Origin of the sequence: Escherichia sp. MOD1-EC6842, assembly GCF_002965705.1 — a bacterium.
In the GTDB taxonomy this organism is placed as follows: Bacteria; Pseudomonadota; Gammaproteobacteria; order Enterobacterales; family Enterobacteriaceae; genus Escherichia; species Escherichia ruysiae.
Map to the genome: position 1 here is coordinate 47,840 of NZ_PTRF01000016.1, position 21,582 is coordinate 69,421.

At 51.1% G+C, this 21,582-nt stretch carries 23 protein-coding genes; 6 read left to right on the forward strand and 17 right to left on the reverse strand.

Annotated features, from left to right (window positions below; translation table 11 throughout):
• Positions 1–65 precede the first annotated feature (65 nt).
• The 3 genes from hxpA to yfbV form a co-directional block, all read right to left on the reverse strand.
• Positions 66–716 (reverse strand): hexitol phosphatase HxpA, encoded by a 651-nt coding sequence (gene hxpA, locus A7Z29_RS17600; protein ID WP_105290556.1) that lies wholly within the window; start codon positions 714–716, stop codon positions 66–68.
• Positions 717–726: 10 nt separating this feature from the next.
• Positions 727–1,221: a YfbU family protein gene (locus A7Z29_RS17605; protein ID WP_000426118.1), complete on the reverse strand. Its 495-nt coding sequence runs from the start codon at positions 1,219–1,221 to the stop codon at positions 727–729.
• 83 nt (positions 1,222–1,304) lie between these two features.
• Positions 1,305–1,760 (reverse strand): terminus macrodomain insulation protein YfbV, encoded by a 456-nt coding sequence (gene yfbV / locus A7Z29_RS17610; protein ID WP_000106624.1) that lies wholly within the window; start codon positions 1,758–1,760, stop codon positions 1,305–1,307.
• Positions 1,761–2,097: 337 nt separating this feature from the next.
• Between yfbV and ackA the strand changes: the two genes are divergently transcribed.
• The 3 genes from ackA to yfcC all read left to right on the forward strand — a co-directional run bounded on the left by ackA (position 2,098) and on the right by yfcC (position 7,229).
• Entirely contained in the window at positions 2,098–3,300 is a 1,203-nt protein-coding gene (gene ackA / locus A7Z29_RS17615; protein WP_000095696.1) for an acetate kinase, read from the forward strand.
• A 74-nt stretch (positions 3,301–3,374) separates the two neighbouring features.
• Complete coding sequence (gene pta / locus A7Z29_RS17620) at positions 3,375–5,519, forward strand: phosphate acetyltransferase (protein WP_016158687.1); 2,145 nt, start codon at positions 3,375–3,377, stop codon at positions 5,517–5,519.
• A gap of 189 nt (positions 5,520–5,708) precedes the next feature.
• On the forward strand, positions 5,709–7,229 hold the full coding sequence (gene yfcC / locus A7Z29_RS17625; protein ID WP_001274494.1) for a putative basic amino acid antiporter YfcC: 1,521 nt from the start codon (positions 5,709–5,711) through the stop codon (positions 7,227–7,229).
• A 31-nt stretch (positions 7,230–7,260) separates the two neighbouring features.
• Here yfcC and yfcD read toward each other — a convergent pair whose 3' ends face one another.
• The 3 genes from yfcD to yfcF are packed head-to-tail and all read right to left on the reverse strand — an operon-like array spanning position 7,261 to position 9,112.
• Complete coding sequence (yfcD, locus tag A7Z29_RS17630) at positions 7,261–7,803, reverse strand: NUDIX hydrolase YfcD (protein WP_000437935.1); 543 nt, start codon at positions 7,801–7,803, stop codon at positions 7,261–7,263.
• 57 nt (positions 7,804–7,860) lie between these two features.
• Entirely contained in the window at positions 7,861–8,412 is a 552-nt protein-coding gene (yfcE, locus tag A7Z29_RS17635; RefSeq protein ID WP_010346680.1) for a phosphodiesterase, read from the reverse strand.
• Positions 8,413–8,467: 55 nt separating this feature from the next.
• The gene (gene yfcF, locus A7Z29_RS17640) at positions 8,468–9,112 is read right to left on the reverse strand and encodes a glutathione transferase (protein WP_000042423.1); all 645 of its coding nucleotides are present in this window, start codon (positions 9,110–9,112) and stop codon (positions 8,468–8,470) included.
• A gap of 134 nt (positions 9,113–9,246) precedes the next feature.
• Here yfcF and yfcG point away from each other — a divergent pair, with 134 nt between their 5' ends.
• The 3 genes from yfcG to A7Z29_RS17655 are packed head-to-tail and all read left to right on the forward strand — an operon-like array spanning position 9,247 to position 11,227.
• Entirely contained in the window at positions 9,247–9,894 is a 648-nt protein-coding gene (gene yfcG / locus A7Z29_RS17645; RefSeq protein WP_085460972.1) for a GSH-dependent disulfide bond oxidoreductase, read from the forward strand.
• A gap of 56 nt (positions 9,895–9,950) precedes the next feature.
• Positions 9,951–10,313 (forward strand): dihydroneopterin triphosphate 2'-epimerase, encoded by a 363-nt coding sequence (gene folX / locus A7Z29_RS17650; RefSeq protein ID WP_000068453.1) that lies wholly within the window; start codon positions 9,951–9,953, stop codon positions 10,311–10,313.
• 20 nt (positions 10,314–10,333) lie between these two features.
• Entirely contained in the window at positions 10,334–11,227 is an 894-nt protein-coding gene (locus A7Z29_RS17655) for a TIGR01777 family oxidoreductase (RefSeq protein ID WP_001028348.1), read from the forward strand.
• Positions 11,228–11,274: 47 nt separating this feature from the next.
• On the opposite strand, the gene rpnB is transcribed toward A7Z29_RS17655, so the two are convergent.
• The 11 genes from rpnB to folC all read right to left on the reverse strand — a co-directional run bounded on the left by rpnB (position 11,275) and on the right by folC (position 21,564).
• Positions 11,275–12,165 carry a recombination-promoting nuclease RpnB gene (rpnB, locus tag A7Z29_RS17660; RefSeq protein WP_000156119.1) on the reverse strand — a complete coding sequence of 297 codons (891 nt, stop codon included), beginning with the start codon at positions 12,163–12,165 and terminating at the stop codon, positions 11,275–11,277.
• A 196-nt stretch (positions 12,166–12,361) separates the two neighbouring features.
• Positions 12,362–13,135 carry a histidine ABC transporter ATP-binding protein HisP gene (hisP, locus tag A7Z29_RS17665; protein WP_001293604.1) on the reverse strand — a complete coding sequence of 258 codons (774 nt, stop codon included), beginning with the start codon at positions 13,133–13,135 and terminating at the stop codon, positions 12,362–12,364.
• A 7-nt stretch (positions 13,136–13,142) separates the two neighbouring features.
• Positions 13,143–13,859 (reverse strand): ABC transporter permease, encoded by a 717-nt coding sequence (locus A7Z29_RS17670; protein WP_000569947.1) that lies wholly within the window; start codon positions 13,857–13,859, stop codon positions 13,143–13,145.
• Positions 13,856–14,542 (reverse strand): histidine ABC transporter permease HisQ, encoded by a 687-nt coding sequence (gene hisQ, locus A7Z29_RS17675; RefSeq protein WP_000965518.1) that lies wholly within the window; start codon positions 14,540–14,542, stop codon positions 13,856–13,858. The genes A7Z29_RS17670 and hisQ overlap by 4 nt, the downstream gene beginning before the upstream one ends.
• Positions 14,543–14,631: 89 nt before the next feature.
• The gene (gene hisJ, locus A7Z29_RS17680; protein ID WP_000737617.1) at positions 14,632–15,414 is read right to left on the reverse strand and encodes a histidine ABC transporter substrate-binding protein HisJ; all 783 of its coding nucleotides are present in this window, start codon (positions 15,412–15,414) and stop codon (positions 14,632–14,634) included.
• A gap of 220 nt (positions 15,415–15,634) precedes the next feature.
• Positions 15,635–16,417, reverse strand: coding sequence for a lysine/arginine/ornithine ABC transporter substrate-binding protein ArgT (argT, locus tag A7Z29_RS17685; RefSeq protein WP_105290557.1), 783 nt, complete (start codon positions 16,415–16,417; stop codon positions 15,635–15,637).
• 264 nt (positions 16,418–16,681) lie between these two features.
• On the reverse strand, positions 16,682–17,251 hold the full coding sequence (gene ubiX / locus A7Z29_RS17690) for a flavin prenyltransferase UbiX (RefSeq protein ID WP_000825700.1): 570 nt from the start codon (positions 17,249–17,251) through the stop codon (positions 16,682–16,684).
• Positions 17,252–17,345: 94 nt separating this feature from the next.
• Positions 17,346–18,863 (reverse strand): amidophosphoribosyltransferase, encoded by a 1,518-nt coding sequence (gene purF, locus A7Z29_RS17695; RefSeq protein ID WP_000334227.1) that lies wholly within the window; start codon positions 18,861–18,863, stop codon positions 17,346–17,348.
• A 36-nt stretch (positions 18,864–18,899) separates the two neighbouring features.
• Complete coding sequence (gene cvpA / locus A7Z29_RS17700) at positions 18,900–19,388, reverse strand: colicin V production protein (RefSeq protein WP_105290558.1); 489 nt, start codon at positions 19,386–19,388, stop codon at positions 18,900–18,902.
• A gap of 258 nt (positions 19,389–19,646) precedes the next feature.
• The gene (gene dedD, locus A7Z29_RS17705) at positions 19,647–20,306 is read right to left on the reverse strand and encodes a cell division protein DedD (protein WP_000146983.1); all 660 of its coding nucleotides are present in this window, start codon (positions 20,304–20,306) and stop codon (positions 19,647–19,649) included.
• Positions 20,296–21,564, reverse strand: a complete 1,269-nt coding sequence (folC, locus tag A7Z29_RS17710) for a bifunctional tetrahydrofolate synthase/dihydrofolate synthase (RefSeq protein WP_105290559.1) — start codon at positions 21,562–21,564, stop codon at positions 20,296–20,298. The genes dedD and folC overlap by 11 nt, the downstream gene beginning before the upstream one ends.
• Positions 21,565–21,582: the final 18 nt, after the last annotated feature.

Genomic DNA, 21,582 nt, shown 5'->3' on the forward strand with positions numbered 1-21,582 from the left:
GGGGATGGCTTGATTCTGCCACAAAAAAGCCCCGACGAGACGGGGCTAAATCATGATTAGGTGTTTCACGAAATAATAACATCGCCATTTGGCTGTTTGGTCACAGTAATTTGCTCCAGACTATGGAGAACCAAATCTACCTCATTCAGACGTGGAGTGTCTGCCGGGGCATTAACCGCAATAACATGGCATCCCGCCGCCAGGCCTGAAAGCACACCTGCGGGAGCATCTTCCACCACCACGCATTCGTGTGATGCAAGCCCCAGCAGTTGCGCGCCTAACAGATATGCATCAGGCTCTGGTTTTCCACGTTTCACCCGCTCCGCAGTAACAAATACTTCCGGTGCGGGAAGTCCGGCTATTTTGTGGCGGGCTCGTGCAACTGGCATAGAACCAGAAGTGACAATTGCCCATGGAATACCCGCTTTATTCAAATGATTGAGCAAAGCTATCGCCCCAGGTAGTGCGGAGATCCCTTCGGTTTCCGTAGCCTCGATTTGCTCCAGACGCGTAAACTCTGCAGCAATTTCCGCCTCCGATTTCCCCACCATAAAATGGCGCAGAGACGTTATTGCCTGTTTACCGTGAATAAAAGCCAGCACTTCTTCCGGCGTTAATCCATGGCGTCTCGCCCAGTTGCTCCACGCCCGCTCTACCGCAGGCAGGGAGTCCACCAGCGTACCATCAAGATCAAACAGAAAACCTTTGCACCGCACGCTAGCCTCCTCAGGCATTAATGATTTGATTAATTTCGTTAGTGCTCAGATGATACTGACGCGGGCAAGAATGCCAGACGTTCAACATGCGTTGATATTTCTCCCACATTGGCGTCTGAGCATTAAAGCCGTGAGTCCCGGCATCAAAATGGGTGTAACGCCCTTCAACATTAACCATAAAGCGTACATAACCGAGATAACGCGCTTCAGTAGCGGCGTCGAAGCCGAGGAAGGTGACACGGCGTTCATCGATAGCTTGTTGATCCTGCAAATTAGACCAGGAAACATGCAGTGCGTGATACATCTCCATAATGTCGATGATAGTGCGGCAAGTTTCTTCTTTCAGCTCGCCAAACTCACGATCCAGTTCGCGCATCTGCAATCCATAACCACGCTCAATGATTGTTTGCAGGCGACGGTAACGTTCAGCATTTGCCGGATCGAGCATTGTCATCATTTTGTACTGGTTAGACAAAATAAGACGTTGCGCGTTGGTCATTTCCATTGTTGACTCCTGTATCACTTTACTACGGTGAAAAAAAAGAAGGCCGATGTCTGCCTTCTTTTATATGCGTAATCAGGGGTCAATTACAAATCATCAAGGAAAGTTTTATCCAGTTGTTTGAAGGCGCGCTTAAGCGTGTCAGCTAATGCCTGATAGTCAGGCTTGCCTTCTACGGGTGCTAATGCTTGCCCGGCCTCCTGCAATTTACCACGAACCTCATAAAACCAACTCAGGATCGCCGGCGGTAATGGCGTAATAGAACGTTTGCCCAGCCACCACAGCCCCTGCATCGGCAAACTCAGGGCGAACAGTGCAGTAGCAACAGCCGGCCCAAGCTGACCGCCTAGTGCAATTTGCCAGCAGAGAGTGAACACAGCAATCGGCGGCATAAAACGAATCGCATAGCGCGTCATCTTGATGACGCGATTTTCAACAAAGACCGGGGCAAGGCGTTTTTCCAGCGGCCACGTCTTTGAGTAATGCTGTCCCCGGCGAAACAAGCTAAAAAAATTAACAGAACGATTATCCGGCGTTGACATGCTTCACCTCAACTTCACATATAAAGATTCAAAAATTTGTGCAAATTCACAACTCAGCGGGACAACGTTCAAAACATTTTGTCTTCCATACCCACTATCAGGTATCCTTTAGCAGCCTGAAGGCCTAAGTAGTACATATTCATTGAGTCGTCAAATTCATATACATTATGCCATTGGCTGAAAATTACGCAAAATGGCATAGACTCAAGATATTTATTCCATCATGCAAAAAAAATTTGCAGTGCATGATGTTAATCATAAATGTCGGTGTCATCATGCGCTACGCTCTATGGCTCCCTGACGTTTTTTTAGCCACGTATCAATTATAGGTACTTCCATGTCGAGTAAGTTAGTACTGGTTCTGAACTGCGGTAGTTCTTCACTGAAATTTGCAATCATCGATGCTGTAAATGGTGAAGAGTACCTTTCTGGTTTAGCCGAATGTTTCCACCTGCCCGAAGCACGCATCAAATGGAAAATGGACGGCAATAAACAAGAAGCGGCTTTAGGTGCAGGCGCCGCTCACAGCGAAGCGCTCAACTTTATCGTTAATAATATTCTGGCACAAAAACCAGAACTTTCTGCGCAGCTAACCGCTATCGGTCACCGTATCGTACACGGCGGCGAGAAGTATACCAGCTCCGTAGTGATCGATGAGTCTGTTATTCAGGGTATCAAAGATGCGGCTTCTTTTGCACCGCTGCACAACCCGGCTCACCTGATCGGTATCGAAGAAGCTCTGAAATCTTTCCCGCAGCTGAAAGACAAAAACGTTGCTGTATTTGACACTGCGTTCCACCAGACTATGCCGGAAGAGTCTTACCTCTACGCCCTGCCGTACAACCTGTACAAAGAGCACGGCATCCGTCGTTACGGCGCGCACGGCACCAGCCACTTCTATGTAACCCAGGAAGCGGCAAAAATGCTGAACAAACCGGTAGAAGAGCTGAACATCATCACCTGCCACCTGGGCAACGGTGGTTCCGTTTCTGCTATCCGCAACGGTAAATGCGTTGACACCTCTATGGGTCTGACCCCGCTGGAAGGTCTGGTAATGGGTACTCGCTCTGGCGATATCGACCCGGCTATCATCTTCCACCTGCACGACACCCTGGGCATGAGCGTTGACGCAATCAACAAAATGCTGACCAAAGAGTCTGGCCTGCTGGGTCTGACTGAAGTCACCAGCGACTGCCGCTATGTTGAAGACAACTACGCGACTAAAGAAGACGCGAAGCGCGCAATGGACGTTTACTGCCACCGTCTGGCGAAATACATCGGTGCATACACTGCACTGATGGATGGCCGTCTGGACGCTGTTGTATTCACCGGTGGTATCGGTGAAAATGCCGCGATGGTTCGTGAACTGTCTCTGGGCAAACTGGGCGTGCTGGGCTTTGAAGTTGATCATGAACGCAACCTGGCTGCACGTTTCGGCAAATCTGGTTTCATCAACAAAGAAGGCACCCGCCCTGCTGTTGTGATCCCAACCAACGAAGAGCTGGTTATCGCGCAAGACGCCTGCCGCCTGACCGCCTAATTCCACACCGCCAGCCCTGCTGGCGGTGCTGTTTTGTAACCCGCCAAACCGGCGGTAACGAAAGAGGATAAACCGTGTCCCGTATTATTATGCTGATCCCTACCGGAACCAGCGTCGGTCTGACCAGCGTCAGTCTTGGCGTGATCCGTGCAATGGAACGCAAAGGCGTTCGTCTGAGCGTTTTCAAACCTATCGCTCAGCCGCGTACCGGTGGCGATGCGCCCGATCAGACAACGACTATTGTGCGTGCGAATTCTTCCACCACGACAGCCGCTGAACCGCTGAAAATGAGTTACGTTGAAGGTCTGCTTTCCAGCAATAAAAAAGATGTGCTGATGGAAGAGATCGTCGCGAACTACCACGCTAACACCAAAGACGCTGAAGTGGTTCTGGTTGAAGGTCTGGTCCCGACACGTAAGCACCAATTTGCCCAGTCTCTGAACTACGAAATCGCTAAAACGCTGAACGCGGAAATCGTCTTCGTCATGTCTCAGGGCACTGACACCCCGGAACAGCTGAAAGAGCGTATCGAACTGACCCGCAACAGCTTCGGCGGTGCCAAAAACACCAACATCACCGGCGTTATCGTTAACAAACTGAATGCACCGGTTGATGAACAGGGTCGTACTCGCCCGGATCTGTCCGAGATTTTCGACGACTCTTCCAAAGCTAAAGTCAACAATGTTGATCCGGCGAAGCTGCAAGAATCCAGCCCGCTGCCGGTTCTCGGCGCTGTGCCGTGGAGCTTTGATCTGATCGCAACCCGTGCGATCGATATGGCGCGTCACCTGAATGCGACCATCATCAACGAAGGCGACATCAACACTCGCCGCGTTAAATCCGTCACTTTCTGCGCACGCAGCATTCCGCACATGCTGGAGCACTTCCGTGCTGGTTCTCTGCTGGTGACTTCCGCAGACCGTCCTGACGTGCTGGTTGCCGCTTGCCTGGCTGCAATGAACGGCGTAGAGATCGGTGCCCTGCTGCTGACTGGCGGCTACGAAATGGACGCGCGCATTTCTAAACTGTGCGAACGTGCTTTCGCTACCGGCCTGCCGGTATTTATGGTGAACACCAACACCTGGCAGACTTCTCTGAGCCTGCAGAGCTTCAACCTGGAAGTTCCGGTTGACGATCACGAGCGTATCGAGAAAGTTCAGGAATATGTTGCTAACTACATCAACGCTGACTGGATCGATTCTCTGACTGCCACTTCCGAGCGCAGCCGTCGTCTGTCTCCGCCGGCGTTCCGTTATCAGCTGACCGAACTGGCGCGCAAAGCGGGCAAACGTATCGTTCTGCCGGAAGGCGACGAACCGCGTACCGTTAAAGCAGCCGCTATCTGTGCTGAACGTGGTATCGCAACTTGCGTACTGCTGGGTAACCCGGCAGAGATCAACCGCGTTGCCGCGTCTCAGGGCGTAGAACTGGGCGCAGGCATTGAAATCGTTGATCCAGAAGTGGTTCGCGAAAGCTATGTTGCTCGTCTGGTCGAGCTGCGTAAGAACAAAGGCATGACCGAAACCGTTGCCCGCGAACAGCTGGAAGACAACGTGGTTCTCGGTACGCTGATGCTGGAACAGGATGAAGTTGATGGTCTGGTTTCCGGTGCTGTCCACACCACCGCAAACACCATCCGTCCGCCGCTGCAGCTGATCAAAACTGCACCGGGCAGCTCTCTGGTATCTTCCGTGTTCTTCATGCTGCTGCCGGAACAGGTTTACGTTTACGGTGACTGTGCGATCAACCCGGATCCGACCGCAGAACAACTGGCAGAAATTGCGATTCAGTCCGCAGATTCCGCCGCAGCCTTCGGTATCGAACCGCGTGTTGCTATGCTCTCCTACTCCACCGGTACTTCTGGTGCAGGTAGCGACGTAGAAAAAGTTCGCGAAGCAACTCGTCTGGCGCAGGAAAAACGTCCTGACCTGATGATCGACGGTCCGCTGCAGTACGACGCTGCGGTAATGGCTGACGTTGCGAAATCTAAAGCACCGAACTCTCCGGTTGCAGGTCGCGCTACCGTGTTCATCTTCCCGGATCTGAACACCGGTAACACCACCTACAAAGCGGTACAGCGTTCTGCCGACCTGATCTCCATCGGGCCGATGCTGCAGGGTATGCGCAAGCCAGTTAACGACCTGTCCCGTGGCGCTCTGGTTGACGACATCGTCTATACCATCGCGCTGACTGCGATTCAGTCTGCACAGCAGCAGTAATCTCGTCATCATCCGCAGCCTTACGCTGCGGATATCTGAACCGGAAATAGTCACTATTTCCGGTTTTTTATTCTCTTAATTTGCATTACTCCTTTCTGATTATCTTGCTTAACTGCGCTGCATCAATGAATTGCGCCATATCACTTTGCATACTTACCACTTTGTCTTGTGCAAGGGAAAATTTGCGCTATGTCCGCAATAACTGAATCCAAACCAACCAGAAGATGGGCAATGCCCGATACGCTGGTGATTATCTTTTTTGTCGCTATTTTAACCAGCCTCGCCACATGGGTTGTTCCGGTGGGGATGTTTGACAGTCAGGAAGTGCAGTACCAGGTTGATGGTCAGACGAAAACACGCAAAGTCGTAGACCCTCACTCATTTCGCATTCTGACCAACGAGGCCGGCGAACCTGAGTATCATCGCGTACAACTGTTCACGACCGGAGATGAACGTCCAGGCCTGATGAACTTCCCGTTTGAAGGGTTAACCTCCGGATCGAAATACGGGACAGCCGTTGGCATCATCATGTTTATGCTGGTGATTGGCGGTGCATTTGGCATCGTGATGCGTACAGGAACCATCGATAACGGCATCCTGGCGCTTATCCGCCATACACGAGGGAATGAAATACTCTTTATTCCGGCGCTGTTTATTCTCTTTTCGCTCGGTGGTGCGGTGTTCGGCATGGGAGAAGAGGCTGTCGCCTTTGCCATCATCATTGCCCCGCTAATGGTACGACTGGGTTATGACAGTATTACTACCGTCCTGGTGACCTATATCGCCACGCAAATCGGTTTTGCCAGCTCGTGGATGAACCCGTTCTGCGTGGTTGTCGCCCAGGGGATTGCTGGCGTTCCGGTGCTTTCCGGCTCCGGCCTGCGCATTGTGGTGTGGGTTATCGCGACTCTGATTGGCCTGATCTTTACCATGGTTTATGCCTCACGAGTGAAAAAGAATCCTCTTCTGTCACGCGTGCATGAGTCCGACCGCTTCTTTCGTGAAAAGCAGGCTGATGTTGAACAACGTCCGTTTACCTTTGGTGACTGGCTGGTATTGATTGTCCTGACCGCCGTGATGGTCTGGGTAATTTGGGGCGTGATCGTTAATGCATGGTTTATTCCAGAAATCGCCAGCCAGTTCTTCACTATGGGGCTGGTGATTGGCATCATCGGCGTTGTCTTCCGTCTTAACGGCATGACGGTAAATACCATGGCTTCATCCTTTACCGAAGGCGCGCGAATGATGATCGCCCCTGCCCTGCTGGTAGGTTTCGCCAAAGGGATTTTGCTGCTGGTGGGTAACGGTGAAGCCGGTGAGGCCAGCGTGCTGAATACTATCCTCAACAGCATTGCCAATGCCATTAGCGGTCTGGATAACGCGGTCGCGGCCTGGTTTATGTTGCTCTTCCAGGCGGTATTTAATTTCTTCGTGACATCCGGTTCTGGTCAGGCTGCGCTAACCATGCCATTACTGGCACCGCTTGGCGATCTGGTCGGTGTTAACCGCCAGGTTACCGTGCTGGCATTCCAGTTCGGCGATGGCTTCAGTCACATCATTTACCCGACCTCGGCGTCGTTAATGGCCACGCTCGGTGTTTGCCGGGTGGACTTCCGTAACTGGGTGAAAGTTGGTGCGACACTGCTTGGACTGCTGTTTATTATGTCCAGCGTGGTGGTGATAGGCGCTCAGTTAATGGGCTACCATTAAAAATGTTAAGAGCCGCAATTGCGGCTCTTTTTTATTCTGCCGTTTCAGTCTCTACGGCTTCATTTTTGGCATTGCGCTTCATCCACAACGCCAGTGCTTTCAGCGAGTCTGGAGTAAACTCATCGCAACGTGCGGTGATTTCTTCCGGCGTTAGCCAGCAAACTTCACTGACTTCATCTTCCTGGAGGGCGAATGGACCGTGAGAGACACAACTGAACAGCGCGCCCCAGACACGGCAATTTTTATCTTCGAAATAGAACTGCCCGTGCTCGGCAAAGGGGACACCGGCAATGCCCAACTCTTCTTCCGCTTCGCGACGTGCGGATTCCAGCAGTTGCTCATCGGCCTGGACCACACCACCAGCGGTCGCATCTAACATGCCGGGTAAAAAGTCTTTTGTCTCGGTACGACGCTGCACAAGAATTTTGCCCATGCCATCATGCACGACAATATAAGTTGCACGATGACGCAGACACTGTGCCCGCATTTGTTCCCGGCTGGCTTGTGCAATGACTTCGTTCTCTTCATTGACAATATCCACCCATTCAGTACTTGCCAAACGACGCTGTTCCATTATCAGGAAACCTTCTTTTTCTGGCGCTCTTACGGCGCATTTTGAGTTGTGGGTAAATTACGGATTAATCGCGATCTGCGCAATGATACTTTGATCATTGAGTGCGATTACGCTTAGTACGTCATCATCCAACATGCCATAGCTCGCCGGATAACCGCCTTTCGGGATGCTTACCGAACCGGGGTTAAAGTGGAAGATTTCACCCCGCTGTTCCGCCACTGGTAGATGGGTATGACCGTACACCAACACGTCGTTCTGGTTTAAAGTCGGCAGATTATCTGGGCCAAACAGATGACCATGCGTCAGAAACAGACGTTGTTTTTCCAGTAATACCTGTTGCCACGGTGCGGTTATCGGGAAGTGCAGCAGCATCTGATCCACTTCGCTATCGCAGTTGCCGCGCACGGCGATAACTTTATGCGCCACCTCATTCAGCCGTTCGGCTACTTTGGCTGGCGCATACCCTTCAGGCAGGGCGTTTCTCGGGCCATGATTCAGCACGTCGCCAAGAATCACCAGCCACTGAGCTCCGCTCTGGGCAAACAAATCCAGAACACGTTCCGTCGCCGGTAACGACCCATGAATGTCCGATGCAAACATCAGTTTCATCACTCACTCCTCGTCGAAAAAACGTAAGCTATGATACTGGATTCTATCGCCTCTATCAGCCAGATTGCTTCGCCGAAAGTGCAATAAAACGCTGAACTGAAGCCCTCTGCCACTGGAATGCTGCATAATCCACCAGACGTTCCGGCACCTCATCACCCTGTAATACCAGGCGGTTAATCATTAACGCCAAATCAGTATCCGCAATACACCACTCACCAAACAGATTCGGCTGGTTATGTGCCAGTAAATGTTCTGCCATCGCGAACAGTTTCTCTACACTGGCTTTTCCCTCCGCCGTTAGTGGCGCTTTTTTCGCACCAGCAAAGACAACATCCGTCGAACGTTCTTCGCGGATGGGCATCAGATCGCTGCGTAACCAGGCCTGAATCTGCCGTGCTCGCGCCCGATTTTGTAAATCAAGCGGATAAATGCGCTCCCAGGTCGGCGGCGCAAAACGATCCTCCAGATATTCTGCAATGGCAGAGGATTCACTCAACTCAAAATCATCAATTTGTAACAACGGCACGCGCCGTGTCTGTCCGTAACCTTGCCACGTCGGCCGCAAATGTTCACCGCTGTCGAGGTTGATGGTTTTTATATGAAAAGGCAGGCCTTTCTCCTGCAACGCCACCCAGGCGGATAACACATAAGGGGAGAAAAAATGGGCATCTGACCACAGCGTGATAGCAGGTTTACTCATTATGTCCTCAGCGATAAATGGGCTTGCTATCAAACTATAGAGCCTTTTTGTCACGGTGACTTGATGAAAACTTACACAAGTCGCTGCGCTTTCTATACTTGATGTGTTCAGATTATTAGATAACCGGAGCTGCAATGATCGATCTCTATTTCGCCCCAACGCCGAATGGTCACAAAATTACGTTGTTTCTCGAAGAGGCGGGACTGGATTATCGCTTAATCAAAGTTGACCTCGGTAAAGGTGGTCAGTTTCGCCCGGAGTTTTTGCTCATTTCGCCCAACAATAAAATTCCGGCGATTGTTGATCATGCCCCGACTGACGGCGGAGAACCATTAAGCCTCTTTGAATCAGGTGCGATTTTGTTGTATCTGGCGGAAAAAACAGGGCTATTTTTAGGTCATCAACCGCGTGAGCGCGCCACTACATTACAGTGGTTATTCTGGCAGGTTGGAGGCCTGGGGCCGATGCTCGGGCAAAATCACCATTTTAATCATGCAGCGCCACAGACTATTCCCTATGCAATTGAGCGTTATCAGGTTGAAACTCAGCGTCTGTATCATGTATTGAATAAGCGCCTGGAAAACTCGCCCTGGCTGGGCGGTGAAAACTACAGCATTGCAGATATTGCCTGTTGGCCGTGGGTTAATGCCTGGACTCGCCAGCGAATTGAACTCGCAATGTATCCGGCAGTAAAAAACTGGTATGAACGAATCCGCTCACGTCCTGCTACCGGGCAGGCGCTACTAAAAGCACAAGTAAATGATGAGATTTCGAATAGTTAACAGAACCTGGTTCTCGTGTATTATTTAATCCTAAATAAAACAACGGAGAACCTGCAATGGCACAACCTGCCGCGATTATTCGGATAAAGAACCTTCGTTTACGAACGTTTATTGGCATTAAGGACGAAGAGATTAACAACCGTCAGGATATTGTTATCAATGTGACGATCCACTACCCCGCCGATAAAGCGCGAACCAGTGAAGATATCAACGATGCGCTGAATTATCGCACCGTAACGAAAAACATTATTCAGCATGTAGAGAATAACCGTTTCTCTTTGCTGGAAAAATTAACTCAGGATGTGCTCGATATCGCACGTGAACATCACTGGGTGACGTATGCTGAAGTGGAGATCGATAAACTGCACGCGCTGCGCTACGCCGATTCGGTATCCATGACCTTACGCTGGCAGCGTTAACCGCCATATCGGGAGGCTGCATGAACATAGTGATCACTGGAGGAACGGGATTAATTGGTCGTCATTTAATCCCACGTTTGTTGGAACTGGGCCATCAGGTCACGGTTGTAACACGTAACCCGCAGAAAGCCAGCTCAGTTCTCGGCTCCCAGGTGACACTATGGCAAGAGCTTGCCGATCAAAGCAACCTCAACGGCGTTGATGCGGTGATCAATCTGGCCGGTGAACCAATAGCCGATAAACGCTGGACTCGCGAGCAAAAAGATCGCCTCTGCCAAAGCCGCTGGAATATAACGCAAAAACTGGTGGATTTGATTAACGCCAGCGACACGCCGCCGTCAGTGCTCATTTCCGGCTCGGCGGCGGGATATTATGGTGACTTAGGTGAAGTCGTGGTCACCGAAGAAGAACCGCCACATAACGAATTTACCCATAAACTCTGCGCCCGTTGGGAGGAAATTGCCTGTCGGGCGCAAAGCGACAAAACACGAGTGTGCCTGCTGCGTACCGGCGTAGTACTGGCTTCGGATGGCGGTATCCTCGGTAAAATGCTGCCTCCGTTTCGCCTTGGCCTGGGCGGTCCGATTGGCTCCGGTCGGCAGTATCTGGCCTGGATTCATATTGATGATATGGTCAACGGTATTCTCTGGCTGCTGGATAACGATCTGCGCGGGCCATTTAATATGGTCTCGCCATATCCGGTACACAATGAACAATTTGCCCATGCGCTTGGTCATGCGCTGCATCGCCCGGCGATTTTGCGCGTCCCTGCCACAGCTATTCGCTTGCTGATGGGGGAATCATCGGTTCTGGTCTTGGGCGGACAACGTGCGTTGCCAAAACGGCTGGAAGAAGCGGGTTTTGCGTTTCGCTGGTACGATTTAGAAGAGGCGCTGGCGGATGTCGTTCGCTGATGTGGTCTATTGCAAACATCCGCCAGTTAATTCCCGGTGTTACAGGATTAGTGGCTTTGCGCGATGAGATCGTCTGGCGAAAGTCGGGTCAGCGTCAGGATGACTTCGTGGTCAAATCCTTTTTCCAGCATCTCCTGAGCAATACGCAGAGCTTCTTCGTGTTTGCCCTGCATTGCACCTTCTTCACGTAATCTGTCAGCAATGGTCATCAGTTTCTCCTTTTCTTGTGGTGCACGTTCCGCTATCTCACCAATAAATGCTCGGAAACGCTGGGCATCCCCTGTTTGTAATACGTAATTAAACAGAGCTTTTAGCTGTCTGTCATTAGTGTTCCCTGTAACTAGCAGCGAAACAATTTGATCGACTAATCCCAACAGATCGCGCTGACGGATATGTTTCTGAATTAATTCCAACAACGCCATTTTGCGATGTTGCATAATCTCGTCATCCGGCACTACGGTAATATCCACCAGCGGAAAAGCCGATGAATAAATTTTGCGGGCTATAGCTGGCTCCGCAAATTCATCAAGCCAGCAGAGAGAATAAGGGTAAGGACTCCTGCAACCATGATAAAACAGCATCGGGATCACCAACGGAAGCTCTTTATAGCCCGCATCAAGATGGTTTTGCATTGCCGCGATGGAATAGCGCATCATGCGAAAAGCCATTAATTCTTCTGGCTTACTTTGGTGCTCTATCACTACATAAATATAGCCCGCGCCCTCCTGCGTTTTCACAGACCACAAGAGGTCGGAATAATATTGCCGCAGGTCTTCATCAATAAAACTGTTGGGTTCCAGTTTGAGCGTCGTTAAATCACACAGTTTGCGCAGCGGTGCGGGAAGATGAATATCAATAAAATCCCGCGCGGTGTCTGGATGGCGTAAAAAAGATTTAAATACCGCATCATGCGGCGTGGAAGTTGTCGATATTGTCATGGCGTTCCGTCACCCCTCAAATTTAAGATGACGTGACAATACCCATCCTTAATAGCTAATGCAGCAGGCAGTTTTTATCTTTGGACAGCGAATTCAGAAGTATTTTTAGCGGACTGCAACTTTTACATTTCAGCGGAAGCTGACTCGCAAATTCCCCCTGAAAATACTCCGGCAGCATTAGCCACCGGAGAGGTAATTATTTCAGCGAACCTTTAAGGAACTGTTGCAGACGCGGACTTTGCGGGTTGCCGAATAACTGTTCTGGCGCCCCCTCTTCTTCAATTTTCCCTTGATGAAGAAAAATTACATGCGTGGAGACGTGGCGGGCAAAGCCCATTTCGTGGGTCACTACAACCATCGTTTTTCCCTCTTCTGCGAGCTGCTGCATAATACGCAACACTTCGCCTACCAGTTCAGGATCGAGCGCCGAGGTAGGTTCATCAAACAGCAGAACCTCCGGTTCCATTGCCAGCGCCCTTGCGATGGAAACACGCTGTTGCTGACCGCCGGAAAGATGCACCGGGTATTTCCCCTGCGCACGTTCGTCTATGCCGACTTTCGCCAGATACTTCACCGCCCGCTCGCGTGCTTCGTGCTTACTCAGACCCAGCACCTGAATCGGCGCTTCCATGACGTTTTCCAGTACCGTCATGTGGCTCCAGAGATTGAAGTGCTGGAACACCATCGTCAGGCGTGTGCGCAGTAAGCGCAGCTGATTTTTATCGGCGACTTTGAGTTGGCCGTCTTTATCACGCACCAGATTGATGGTCTGGCCGTTAACCACGATCGATCCTTCGCTCGGTTTTTCGAGGAAGTTAATGCAACGCAGAAAGGTACTTTTCCCCGATCCCGACGATCCGATGATGCTTATCACATCTCCGGCGTTCGCTTGCAGAGAGACCCCTTTCAGCACTTCGTGTTCACCGTAGCGTTTGTGCAAATCGATAACGTTTAATTTATTCTCGGACATCGTATTCTCAGTGCGTTGAAGAAGGTTTCACATGCTGCAACCAGCGTTTTTCCGCTTTACGGAACAGGCTTATCAGGACATAAGAGATAATTAAATAGAGCACAGCGGCAATGCCGAAGGCGGTAAATGGTTGATACGTGGCGGCGTTGATATCGCGGGCAATTTTCAGCAGATCCGGCACTGTGGCGGTAAAAGCCAGCGCAGTAGAATGCAACATCAGGATCACTTCGTTGCTGTAGGCCGGTAACGCAATACGCAGCGCCGATGGCAAAATAATGCAGCGATACATTTTAAAGCTTGAGAAACCGTAGGCTCTGGCGGCTTCGATTTCCCCGTGCGGCACCGAACGGATCGCCCCGGCAAAAATCTCAGTGGTGTAAGCACAGGTGTTGAGCGTCAGCGCCAGCACGGTACAGTTCAGGCCACTGCGGAAAAAGGCATTAAGGAACTCGGTGCCCTTAACAATCTCCAGCGTGTACATGCCAGAATAGAACACCAGCAGCTGAACATACAGCGGCGTACCGCGAAAAATATACGTAAATAGCCAGATTGGAAACTGGATATATTTATTACTTGAGACGCGACCAATCGCCAGAAACAGCGCCAGAATTCCGCCTATCACTACCGACAAAATCAGCAGCCACAGGGTGATCGCCACGCCGGTAAAACGATAACCATCGGTCCACAGCAGTGGTTTCCAGTATTCATGTAAGATTTCGATCACAGGTCAGCCCTCTTCACACCCACGGAATAGCGGCGCTCAAGGAACAGCAGCACACCATTGGAAACGGTGGTGAAAACCAGATAAATCACGCCACAGACGATGGCGAAATAGAACGGTTCCCAGGTACTTTTTCCTGCCAACTGCGTGGCTTTGACCACATCTTCCAGGCCGAGTAACGAAACCAGGGCTGTAGATTTGAGGATTACCTGCCAGTTGTTGCCAATCCCCGGCAGGGCGTAACGCATCATCGCCGGAAACATGATCCGCCGAAACACTTGCCCACGAGTAAAACCGAACGCCGTTGCCGCCTCAATATGCCCTTTCGGCACTGCCATAAACGCGCCACGGAACGTTTCGGTAAAATAAGCACCGTAGATAAAACCGAGAGTGATAATGCCGGCGACCATCGGGTCGATATCAATCTGCCCGACGCCCATCGCCTCCGTCACCGTGTTTAGCGCAATCTGCAAACCATAGAAAATCAGCAGCATCAACACCAAGTCCGGCACGCCACGAATCAGCGTGGTGTATCCTTCGAAAATCAGCCCCGAAAGCCGATTTTGCGAGAGCTTACCGCCAGCGCCAATTAAACCGATGATTACAGCGAGCACTACAGAGCTGATAGCCAGCTCCAGCGTGACGAGCGCACCCTGTAAAATAACACCTGAAAACCCATACAACATGCAGCCTGTCCTGTCGTGTGTGGTGAATTACCGCCTCTTGTCTCCCTCCGGTTACCCGAAGGGAGCGGGCTTTCCTTCACCGATGGTGATTAACCACCATAAACATCAAAATCGAAGTACTTTTTCGCCAGTTTCTCGTAAGTACCGTCAGCGCGCATTTCGGCAAAGGCTTTGTTCAGTGCCTCGCGCAGTTCGTTATCTTCTTTACGCAGACCCATGCCGGTGCCTACGCCAAACAGTTTTTCATCTTTAACAGACGGGCCACCGAATTTGTAATCTTTACCGACGGGTTGTTTGAGGAAACCTTCGCTGGCAGCGACCTCATCCTGGAACGCGGCATCAATACGTCCGGCAGTCAGGTCAGAATAAATGTTGTCCTGCCCCTGATAAGAGACGATTTCAATGCCTTTGGGCGCCCAGTGTTCATTACCAAATGTCTCCTGGGTGGTGCCCTGCAATACGCCTACCCGCTTGCCTTTCAGCAACTCGACTGTCGGCTGAATGTCGGAATTTTTCGCCACCACCAGACGAGAATCGGCAGCGTACAGTTTGTCGGTGAAGGCAATTTCTTGCTGACGTTTTTCCGTAATGGAAAGCGATGACATGATAGCGTCAATCTTCTTCGCTTTTAAGGACGGGATTAACGCATCCAGCGGGTTTTCGACAAACGTACATTGCGTATTGATGCGCTTGCACAACTCCTTCGCCAGATCGATATCGAAGCCAACCAGTTCGCCTTGTGAATTTTTTGATTCAAATGGCGCATAGGTCGGGTCGGTACCGATGCGGATGTTTTGCGGAATCGCAGCAAATGCCGCAGTTGCGCTGGAGAAGGCCAGAACCAGAGAGAGCGATAGCACCAGTTTTTTCATAATGTCCTCAACTGACAGTCTTTTTATAGGGAATATTTACAGGTTTGTTACACTTATCGTGCCATAAAATTGACCATCAAGGCAAAATATCCCGCCCCGTTAGACGTATTATTTTTCATTAAAAATGCTTAAGTATGCATTTCAATGCACCACGATAGTGCAACAAACCTGGCGTGCACCATGATGATCATTCCATCAGGTACAGCTTCCCAGCGACGTATCAGTCACCGTAGACATTAAAGTCGAAATACTTTTTCGCCATCTTGTCGTAAGTGCCGTCCTGACGCAGTTCGCCAAGCGCCTTATCAAAAGCGGCTTTCAGTTCGGCATCATCTTTACGTAGCCCTACGCCTGTACCATCACCGAAGTATTTTTTGTCTTTCACTGATGAGCCAGCAAAGGCGAACTCTTTACCGGCAGGTTGCTTGAGGAATCCTTCGCTGGCCGCGACTTCATCCTGCAAAGCGGCATCCAGACGGCCTGCATCCAGATCGGAATAGACCAAATCCTGGTTAGCATAGGCCACCACATCGATGCCTTTACTACGCCAGTTATCATTGGCATACGCTTCCTGGGTAGAGCCTTGCAGCACGCCAACATGTTTACCTTTCAGTGAATCCAGCGTCGGCTGGATCGGCGAACCTTTGGCGGCAATCAAACGAGAATCTGCGGCGTACAACTTGTCAGAGAAGGCAATTTCCTGCTGACGTTTATCAGTAATGGAGAGCGACGAAATAATGGCGTCGATTTTTTTCGCTTTCAGTGAGGGGATCAGCGCATCAAAGTCACTGGCAACCCAGGTACATTTCACCTGCATCCGTTTGCACATCTCGTTACCAAGATCGATATCAAAGCCAACAAAGTCACCTTTGGCATCTTTCGATGAGAACGGTGCATAGGTGGTATCCGTTCCGATACGTACCGTCTCCGGTAGCGCCGCATAGCTGGAGGCCGCTGCGGAAATACCGACTAACAAAGACAGAGCGAGAATCGACTTCTTCATACATAACCCTCAAGTGAAATGGCTTTTTTATGTTGTGTATTGTGTTGTGTGTTTGCAGGCTCTTTCATGCAGGTCTTATGCCATCTTGACGGCAACATTAACATTCAACGTTAAATATGTTAATAAGACGTTGCATTATTGTCCTGAAGTTGAAGATAGCAGGTATGGCGGTTGAATCGCAGCGTTTCGATTGAATGGCAGGAACAAAATGTCGAGGATTTGATCGCGGTTGCAAAATTGCCCTGAAACAGGGCAACAGTGGAATTATGCGCCCTGCCAGCGGGCAAAGAGATCTTCAGGAAGGGTTATCGCAAACTGGTCAAGAACACGGTTAACCGTCTGATTTATCACATCATCAAGGGATTGCGGGCGATGATAAAATGCCGGAACGGGAGGCATAATCACCGCACCAATTTCTGCCGCCTGAGTCATTAAACGCAGGTGGCCTAAGTGCAACGGAGTTTCACGCACGCAGAGCACCAACGGACGACGCTCTTTCAGCACCACATCTGCCGCACGGGTCAGTAAGCCATCAGTATAGCTATGGACAATACCGGACAGTGTTTTGATTGAACAGGGTAAAATCACCATCCCCAGTGTCTGGAAAGAACCGGAAGAGATGCTGGCGGCAATATCGCGCGCATCGTGCGTGACATCGGCTAATGCCTGCACTTCGCGCAGGGAAAAATCCGTTTCGAGGGATAAGGTCTGGCGCGCTGCCTGGCTCATCACCAGATGCGTTTCGATATCTGTGACATCGCGCAGAACCTGTAATAAGCGCACGCCATAAATCGCGCCGCTGGCACCGCTGATGCCCACAATGAGTCGTTTCATAAAGAGTTGCCCTGTCAGACTTGCAGGCAGACTTTGCAGGATTTCGGCAGGAGTTGCAAGTCAGGGTGCCAGACCGGCACCCTGCGTGAAGGCATCATCCTTCGTTATGCATTTCGAGATTTTCCACTTCGTTCTGACGTTGCACTGCTTTGGCGTCGTCATTACGTAAAGTATCGAGGAAATCTAGATAGCCCTGATCAACATCTTTGGTGACGTAGACGCCGTTGAACACCGAGCATTCAAACTGCTGGATATCCGGGTTTTCAGCGCGAACGGCTTCGATCAGATCGTTCAGATCCTGGAAAATCAGACCGTCAGCACCGATGATCTGGCGAATTTCATCTACTTCACGACCGTGGGCGATAAGCTCCGTGGCGCTCGGCATATCAATACCGTAAACGTTCGGGAAGCGGATTTCCGGTGCCGCAGAAGCGAGGTACACTTTCTTCGCTCCGGCTTCACGCGCCATCTCGATAATTTGCTCAGAGGTGGTGCCACGGACGATAGAGTCATCGACCAGCAGGACGTTTTTATCGCGGAACTCGGCGCGGTTAGCGTTCAGTTTACGACGCACGGACTTACGACGCAGTTGCTGACCCGGCATGATAAAGGTGCGACCAACGTAACGATTTTTGACAAACCCCTGACGGTACGGTTTACCCAGAATACGGGCAATTTCCAGTGCAATATCGCAGGAAGTTTCCGGGATCGGAATAACCACGTCGATATCCAGATCTTCCCATTCACGGGCGATTTTTTCGCCAAGCTTTGTTCCCATATTGACGCGGGCGCTGTAAACGGAAATTTTGTCGATGAACGAGTCCGGGCGGGCAAAGTAAACATACTCAAACAGGCATGGATTGCTGACTGGATTATCGGCACACTGGCGGGTAAACAACTGACCATCTTCAGTGATGTAAATCGCTTCACCCGGTGCGACATCACGCAGGAACTCAAAGCCCAGGGTGTCGAGCGCAACGCTTTCAGAAGCGACCATATATTCTGTGCGATTCTCATCAATATCGCGTTTTCCTAACACCAGCGGACGAATGCCGTTAGGATCGCGGAAAGCAACCATACCGTGACCGATAATCATCGCCACACAGGCATACGCGCCACGGATCAGGCGGTTTGTGGCGGCAATGGCAGCAAAAATGTTGTCGGCTTCCAGCGGATAATGGCGAAAGTTGTCCAGTTCGCTGGCGAAGATATTGAGCAGAATTTCCGAGTCGGAAGTGGTGTTGATGTGGCGGCGTTTTTCTTCAAACAGCTTTTTACGCAACTCGTGAGCATTAGTCAGATTGCCATTATGGGCAAGCGTGATGCCATACGGGGAGTTAACGTAAAACGGCTGTGCTTCAGAGGCGCTGGAGCTGCCAGCCGTAGGGTAACGCACATGACCAATGCCCATATTGCCCTGTAAACGCTGCATATGGCGAGCTTCAAATACATCGCTCACCAGCCCGTTCGCTTTACGCAAACGGAAGCAGTTATTGGCATCAATGGTGATGATGCCGGCGGCATCCTGACCGCGATGCTGAAGCACCGTTAAGGCATCATAAATCGATTGGTTAACCGGCATAACACCGGCGATACCGACAATACCGCACATACGTCTTTTTCCTCGTTAAGCCACATCTCAGAGCACTTACGCTCTGGGCAAGAAACTTGACGAGCTTTGCAGATAATCAAAAAACCATCTGATGATAAAACTGAACTGTGGAATCAGCTGTGATTTGCTCCAGTCTTCGCTTTTCGACACTCCGGTAAAGGAGTCAAGAAAGAAAAGAATGGCAGCAACAATCAGCACACCACGCAACGCACCGAAACAGACGCCCAGCACCCGATCGGTGCCTGACAACCCTGTTTTCTCCACTAGCTGGCCTATCACGAAGTTCACGATAGCGCCAACGATAAGTGTGGCAATAAACAGTACCGCGATGGCAATCCCATTTCGAACCAGTTCGTCTTCAAAGCCCGTAAACCAGACTGACAGGTAAGTGTAGTAATGACTGGCGACAAAGAAAGCACAACCCCATGTCACCAGCGATAACGCTTCACGAACAAAGCCACGGATCAGGCTAACCAGAGAGGAAAAAGCAATCACCGAGATTATGGCGTAATCAATCCAGACCATATGTGTCCCACGATTTTACGCCCTGTCATCCTGTTCGGGGCGCATTCTAACAGAAAAAGAAAACGTTTGCGTAGGGATTTCCTTCCCGCGCATCAATAAAAATGGCGCTGAAAAAACATTCAACGCCATCGGTTTTTTTTGCCTTTGCGGCATCGGGCAATACATGTCGGATGCGGCGTGAACGCCTTATCCGACCTACGGTTCTACCCCTGCGTAGGCCTGATAAGACGCGCCAGCGTCGCATCAGGCAAAACCGTATTAATTCGGCGTATAGCCCATTACCACGCCGCTTAAGCCAGAAAGTTGCTTCAGCTCACCCAGCGAGCCTTTCAGCTTCTCTTTCGAGGCATCCGGCCCAACCAGAATACGGGTAATTTTACCCTGTACTGGCGTTGACGGCGACGTATAAACCCGGTATCCCGCACCGCGCAATTTACCAACAATCTCATTCACTTTGTCGGCATTTTTCAGCGCCCCCAGTTGCACAACATACGCTTTACCCGTCGGTGCAGCTTTTTCCTCCACGACCGGTTTCGGTTCTGGCTTCGGCGCAGGTGCTTCCACTTTCGGTTTAGGCGGTTCCACCGGTTTCGGCTTCGGCGGAGCGACCGGTGCAGGTTCCGGTTCAAACTCGGTATTATTGGCTGCAATGATTGCCGGATCGAGCGAAGGTGCCGCAGCATCGCCCGCACGCACCTCCTCTGCAGCCCCTTCCGGCGGCTGTGTCGGCAATGCCTGGGTAGCGGCTGGCATCATATCAGGCTCATCACGATCGCCCGCTTTAGGCACCAGCGGGATTGCCGCGAACTCATCCTGATAATGTTTTTTCTGCCCGTCCAGCAGCCCTGGCAGCACAATCACTCCCAGCGCCACCAGCACTATTGTGCCAACTAACCGATTCTGAAACTTACTCGCCACCGCTTCTCCTCGCGTCAATCACTTCCATGACATGTGCGACCGTGTGGAATGAACCACACACCAGCACGGTATCTTCCGGTTTAGCGTCTGCCATTGCGGCATCCCATGCCTGCGCAACGCTATCAAATGATTTGCCGTTACCCAAATGCTCAAGCAGTTGTTCTGCCGTGGCACCGCGCGGCCCTTCCAGTGGCGCACAATACCAGTCATCCACCACGCTTTTCAACCAGGCCAATGTACCAGCAATATCTTTATCATGTAGCATACCGATTACTGCCAGTACGCGCCCGTTTTTCGGTAACGCTTTCATACGCCCGGTAAGATATTCTGCCGCATGGGGATTATGGGCGACATCAAAAATGACGCGTGGCGACTCGCTCACAATCTGGAAACGTCCCGGCAAAATTGCGCTGGCAATGCCATCGCGAATTGCCTGTTCACTGACCTCCAGACCGCTGGCACGCAGCGCAGCCAGCGCCGTTGCGGCATTCGGTTGTGGGACAAGCGGTAACGGCAGGTTTTCCAGCGTACCGTTTGCGTCAGTAAACGACCAGCCATGGTCGCTGACGAAATAATTCCACTCTACGCCTCGACGTCGCAACAGTGCGCCCTTCTCATGCGCTACATCGGCGATGGTGTACGGCATTTCAGGTTCACCAACGATCGCCGGTCTTTCACTGCGGAAGATCCCCGCTTTCTCGCGACCAATGCTTTCGCGATCTGGCCCCAGCCAGTCGGTATGATCCAGCGCAATGCTGGTCACCACAGCCACATCAGCATCGACAATATTGGTGGCATCCAGACGCCCCCCCAGCCCCACTTCCAGAATTACCACATCAAGTTGCGCCTGTTTAAACAGCCACAGCGCCGACAACGTGCCGTATTCAAAATAGGTCAGGGAAATATCACCGCGTGCCGATTCAATCTCAGCAAAAGAGGCGGTGTGGGCCGATTCTGGTAGTTCCTGACCCTGTACACGAACGCGCTCGGTATAACGCACCAGATGCGGCGAACTGTAAACCCCCACTTTGTACCCTGCCGCCATGAGTATCGATTCCAGCGTGCGACAGGTTGTGCCTTTGCCATTCGTACCTGCAACGGTAAACACAAACGGTGCTGGTTTCAGAACGCCGAGACGCGCTGCCACCTGGCTTACGCGCTCAAGGCCGAGATCGATAGTCTTACTGTGCAGGTTTTCCAGATAAGAAAGCCACGAAGCCAAAGGCGACGCGGCTTGAGGTGTGCGTTTGATAATCATGGTATCCGCTGATTCATT